The 5,216-nt window shown below is 56.7% G+C and carries 5 protein-coding genes; 3 read left to right on the top strand and 2 right to left on the bottom strand.

Translation table 11 applies throughout. From position 1 onward, the window contains the following. Positions 1–68 precede the first annotated feature (68 nt). The 3 genes from rpsI (at position 69) to glmM (ending at position 3,404) form a co-directional block, all read left to right on the top strand. Positions 69–560 (top strand): 30S ribosomal protein S9, encoded by a 492-nt coding sequence (rpsI, locus tag Q0216_RS08660; protein ID WP_070687289.1) that lies wholly within the window; start codon positions 69–71, stop codon positions 558–560. 172 nt (positions 561–732) lie between these two features. Further along, on the top strand, positions 733–1,800 hold the full coding sequence (gene ppk2, locus Q0216_RS08655; protein ID WP_298594565.1) for a polyphosphate kinase 2: 1,068 nt from the start codon (positions 733–735) through the stop codon (positions 1,798–1,800). A gap of 245 nt (positions 1,801–2,045) precedes the next feature. After that, the gene (glmM, locus tag Q0216_RS08650; protein WP_298594563.1) at positions 2,046–3,404 is read left to right on the top strand and encodes a phosphoglucosamine mutase; all 1,359 of its coding nucleotides are present in this window, start codon (positions 2,046–2,048) and stop codon (positions 3,402–3,404) included. Between the two features lie 183 nt (positions 3,405–3,587). Here glmM and mscL read toward each other — a convergent pair whose 3' ends face one another. Both mscL and Q0216_RS08640 read right to left on the bottom strand, forming a co-directional pair. After that, entirely contained in the window at positions 3,588–3,962 is a 375-nt protein-coding gene (mscL, locus tag Q0216_RS08645; RefSeq protein WP_298594560.1) for a large conductance mechanosensitive channel protein MscL, read from the bottom strand. Positions 3,963–4,254: 292 nt separating this feature from the next. Beyond that, positions 4,255–5,178, bottom strand: coding sequence for a M15 family metallopeptidase (locus tag Q0216_RS08640; protein WP_298594559.1), 924 nt, complete (start codon positions 5,176–5,178; stop codon positions 4,255–4,257). Positions 5,179–5,216: the final 38 nt, after the last annotated feature.

Genomic DNA, 5,216 nt, shown 5'->3' with positions numbered 1-5,216 from the left:
CCCAAGACCTACGAATTCAACCAGGTCGCCCAGTAATTCGGGCCTACGAAGAAACAATAGGAGAAATCGTGGCTCAGAACGAAGAGCAGATCGTAGTCGAGGAAGAGCTGACCAGCTACACCTCGGAGTCCGTTGCCCCCGCAGCGGCTAAGGCAGCACGTCCGGCACTGACCGTTGCAGGCGCAGCAGTTGGTCGCCGCAAGGAAGCAGTGGCACGCGTTCGCGTTGTGCCCGGTTCCGGCAACTGGACCATCAACGGTCGTAGCCTGGAAGACTACTTCCCCAACAAGCTGCACCAGCAGGACGTCAACCAGCCCTTCAAGCTCCTGGAGCTCGAGGGTGCATACGACGTCATCGCACGCATCAACGGTGGTGGCCCCTCCGGTCAGGCAGGTGCTCTGCGCCTGGGTATCGCTCGTGCACTGAACGAGATCGACCGCGAGAACAACCGCCCCGCACTGAAGAAGGCTGGCTACCTGACCCGTGACGCACGCGTCATCGAGCGTAAGAAGGCTGGTCTTAAGAAGGCACGCAAGGCTTCGCAGTTCTCCAAGCGTTAATCGCTGGTTTTTACGAAGCGTTACGCCCCGCTTCTCCCATTGGGAGAGTCGGGGCGTTTTGCGTACCTACCGGTCTTAAACGTTAAGGGTGCTTGTAACTGTTACGTTTGTTCATAGAAGAGCACACCGGTAGAGTTAAAGAGTCAAAGCAGACAGGAAGAAAAGAGTACTCATGGCAGAGCAGAATCCCTCCACCAAGCCCGAAGAGCAGGCAGTGGAGGCTCCTCAGGCTGAAGCCCACCAGCACACCGCTGAAGGCGCACACGCACACACCGGTTCTGAGAAGAAACAAGCCATCAAGGAAGCCCTGAAGCCCCAGGCACGCCGCACCTCCGTCGTTGAAGACTACTCGGCAGAACTGGACGAAATGGCTTCCCTCACCCGTGCCCTCGGCAAGGACAAGAAGGACGACGAAACCTCTCAGGCATGGAAGAAGGGTTACCCCTACGACACCAAGCTCAGCCGTAAGGCATACGAGAAGGAAAAGCGTGCCCTGCAGATTGAGTTGCTGAAGTTGCAGCTCTGGGTTAAGTCCACCGGTCAGAAGATCCTCATCATCTTCGAAGGCCGTGACGCAGCAGGTAAGGGTGGCTCCATTAAGCGCTTCACCGAGCACCTGAACCCCCGTGGCGCTCGCGTTGTCGCACTGGAGAAGCCGACCGATATCGAGCAGACCCAGTGGTACTTCCAGCGTTACATCAAGCACCTGCCCTCCGGCGGTGAAATCGTCCTGATGGACCGCTCCTGGTACAACCGTGCCGGCGTTGAGCGCGTTATGGGTTACTGCACCCAGGCACAGTACTTCGAGTTCATGCGCGAAGTTCCGGACCTGGAGCGCATGCTGGTGAACTCCGGTATCCACATCATCAAGTTCTGGTTCTCCGTCACCCGCGAAGAGCAGCTCGCACGCTTCACCTCCCGCCGTACCGACCCGGTTCGTCAGTGGAAGCTTTCCCCCACCGACCTGGCATCCCTGGACAAGTGGGACGACTACACCGCGGCGAAGGAAGCAATGTTCTTCTACACCCACACCGGTGACGCTCCCTGGACCGTTATCAAGTCCAACGACAAGAAGCGCGCACGTCTGGAAGCAATGCGTTACGTGCTCTCCCAGTTCGACTACCCTTCCAAGGATGAGGCAGTCGTGGGCGAGCTCGACTCGCTGATCGTCCGCTCCGCATCCGACGTTTTTGAGGATGAGTCCGGCGACTCTCCCGACGGCTTCCCGGTCGTCAAGTAAGCGTCGATAGATAGGGGAGAGTAAAAAACTCAACCCTGCGGCGATATAACCGCAAACAGCTTGCACTATGAAGGTGCCTGTCTCTCTTTTTCCCAAACGCGGGAACGGAGAGCAGGCACCTTCGCGCTTTTACGCAAAACCTTAGCTATGAAGCAGATATGTAGCCGTTGAAAATCACTTTCTGATTGTGAAGAATTTACGGTGTATACGCCTAAGCAGAGTTACTCACAACGTAAAATAAAAGGGTGACTGAACGACTTTTTGGAACCGACGGCGTACGCGGTCTAGCAAACGATGTAATTACTCCCGCCCTGGCTATGGAGCTCGCGCAGGCGGCTTCTATTGTTCTGGGTTTTGACACGGTAGAAGAGGGTGTACGCCCCCGTGCCGTGATTGCAAATGACTCCCGAGCCTCCGCAGACTTTATTGTCTCTGCAATGAAGGCTGGCTTCGCTAGCGCAGGTGTTGACGTGCTGGACGCTGGCATTGTCCCCACCCCCGCAGCAGCTTACCTGGTGGCACACACAGGTGCTGACTTCGGCGTGATGATTTCTGCATCGCACAACCCCGCAGCGGACAACGGTATTAAGTTCCTGGCCCGCGGCGGCCAGAAGCTGGAAGACTCCGTTGAGGACGCTATTGAGCGCGTCTACCGCGAGAAGTCCTTCCGCTACCCGACCGGTGGTGCTGTGGGTACTGTCAAGCCCCTGGAAAACGGTACCGAGGCTTACGTGAAGCACCTGGTCTCCACCGTGCCCGAAGACAAGCCCCTTGTCGGCATGAAGATTGTTCTGGATTGCGCAAACGGTGCGGCCTACGCGGCATCCCCGGCAACCTTCGAGGCGCTGGGCGCAGAGGTCATCGCACTGGCTGTAGAGCCTAACGGCACCAACATCAACGACGGCGTGGGCTCCACCCACCCCGAGAAGCTGCAGGCAGCTGTCGTTGAGCACGGTGCGGACCTCGGCATCGCCCACGACGGCGACTCCGACCGTTGTCAGGCAGTTGACGAAAAGGGCAACCTGGTAGACGGTGACCAGATTATGGCTATCCTGGCTGTTGCGGCTAAGCGCGAAGGTAAGCTAGCAAAGGACACCCTCGTCGCAACCGTGATGAGTAGCCTGGGTCTGGAGCTGTACCTGCGTGAGCACGGTATTACCCTCGGCCGCACCGCTGTGGGCGACCGCTACGTCCTCGAGTCTATGCGCGAGCACGGCTACAACCTCGGCGGCGAGCAGTCCGGCCACGTTATCATGAGCGACTACGCTACCACCGGTGACGGCGTTCTGACCGGCATCCAGCTGGCGGCAGAGGTGGCACGAAGCGGTCAGACCCTCTCGGAGCTGGCATCCCGCATGCAGCCCACCCCGCAGCGCCTGATTAATGTCAAGGGCGTTGACCGTGCGGCTGTGAAGACCAATGAGGCGCTCGCTGCTGCTGTGAGCGAGGCTGAAGGTGTACTGGGTGAGAGCGGCCGTGTGCTGCTGCGTGCATCCGGTACTGAGCCTCTGGTGCGTGTGATGGTTGAAGCTGCAACTCAGGAGCAGGCTGATGAGGTTGCTCAGCAGCTGGCTGACGTTGTGGCTAAGGAACTGGCACTCTAAACGTATTCTTCCCTAACGGGGGATCGCAGAAGGGCTGGGAAGGTAACACCTTCCCAGCCCTTCTGCGTTATCTTGAGCGGATGTGTATGTGTTTCTGTGTGCGGGGGAGAGAGGATGCGGAAAACCCCCGCGTCCACGGGGGATACGGGGGTTTGAAAATTAGTGGTAGAGAGAGCAGAGAAATTACTTCTTTGCCAGAGAGTCGCGGATCTCCTTGAGGAGTGCGATCTCGGTCTCTTCCTCTTCTTCCTCTTCCTCAGCCTTGTTCTTGGTAGCCAGTTCGGTCAGCTTCTGAACGGGGATAACAACTGCGAAGTACACAGCAGCTGCAATCAGAACGAAGTTGACAACAGCGGTCAGGAAGACGCCAATCTTGATCTGGCCGTATGCCAGGAACTGGTCGAAGTTGGGGGAGCCAACCAGCATGGAGATGGCGGGCATCAGGACGGACTGGACAAGTGCGGTCACCACAGCGGTGAAGGCGGTACCCATGATCAGACCAACTGCGAGGTCGATGACGTTACCGCGGATCAGAAAATCTTTAAAACCCTTAAGCATGAGATATAGAATAGCGCCTTTTTACTTCAGAATTTGCCATACTCTGAGAAAATTTTCATTGTAAAGCATGTGTTTTTCTTCACAATGCTTCTATAACACTCAATACTTAAGGTCTAGGTCACATGAAGTTGAGTAAAAATCTCTGAAACCCTCGAAAAACCGCGGATTTACGGGGTGCGCACCCGGAAAAATATGCATCTAGCATACCTATTTACTTCCGACGCAAAACCATGAAATATGATACACATCACCACTTGGCGCACCCGACAAAGCCAAAAGGTTAGCTCAGAGCCTAGCTCGCACTTGCATAATCGGGTGCCGCACCCGTACCGATAAACTCCTCAAAAGTCTTCGCACCCGAAGACACATACTCCTGAGCAGTCTGAACACCCACATAGCGGTAATGCCACGGCTCAAAACGATAACCGGTCACCGACTGACGGCCATCAGGGAAACGCAAAATATACCCGTAACGCGGAGCATTCTTCGCCAACCACTGGCCAGCCAGCGTATCGCGGTAACACTCCTCCAAACGGCACCCCTCAGGAGAGGCAAAATCAATCGCCAAACCCGTCTGATGTTCCGAATAGCCGGGACGCGCCGACAACTGGTCCGCCACCTGCTGACCGTTCATCGAAACCCAATACTGATAGGTCTGCTGCTGCACCGCATACGAACGATATGCACTAGAAACAAGCAGCGTCACACCATCAGTAGCAGCCGCATCAATCATCGTATCCGCCGCCTTCGCCGCCTCGGCGCGCAATTGATGACCGTAGAACTCCACCAGGTCGCTCGGCTCCCAATCCTGCTGCGCAAAGGGACGCATCTTATTCACAAGGCAACGCAACGAGTCCGGCTGAGACTCAACACTCGGCTGAGCAAGAGCGAGGGTAGCCGATCCCGAAGCGCTAGCAGATGTTGAAGCGCTCGCAGATGCAGTGGGGGAGGGCGCGGCAGAGGAGGCAGCTCCGGTAGGAGAAGGAATGCCAGAAGCCGAAGCGTTTGCGGAAGCAGTGGCGGAGGGTGCGGCTGAGGAAGATGATGCGGAAGAAGAGGCCGACGGCGAAGAAGCAGCCCCCTGACCCTGCGAACCACAAGCCGCCAATAGCGCCGTGCCACCAACTCCCAAAGCGGCACCCAAAAGAGTACGGCGGTTCACCACAGAACTATCAAAAGACTCCTGAGCGGTAGACGTGCGGTGCAGAGACTTCACAATAACTCCTCATCACGGTGTAGGTTCATACAAAAGTA

This window comes from uncultured Rothia sp. (assembly GCF_937976295.1).
In the GTDB taxonomy this organism is placed as follows: Bacteria; Actinomycetota; Actinomycetes; order Actinomycetales; family Micrococcaceae; genus Rothia.
The sequence above is the reverse complement of the archived record's forward strand: the minus strand, read 5'-3'. Positions and strand labels throughout refer to the sequence as shown.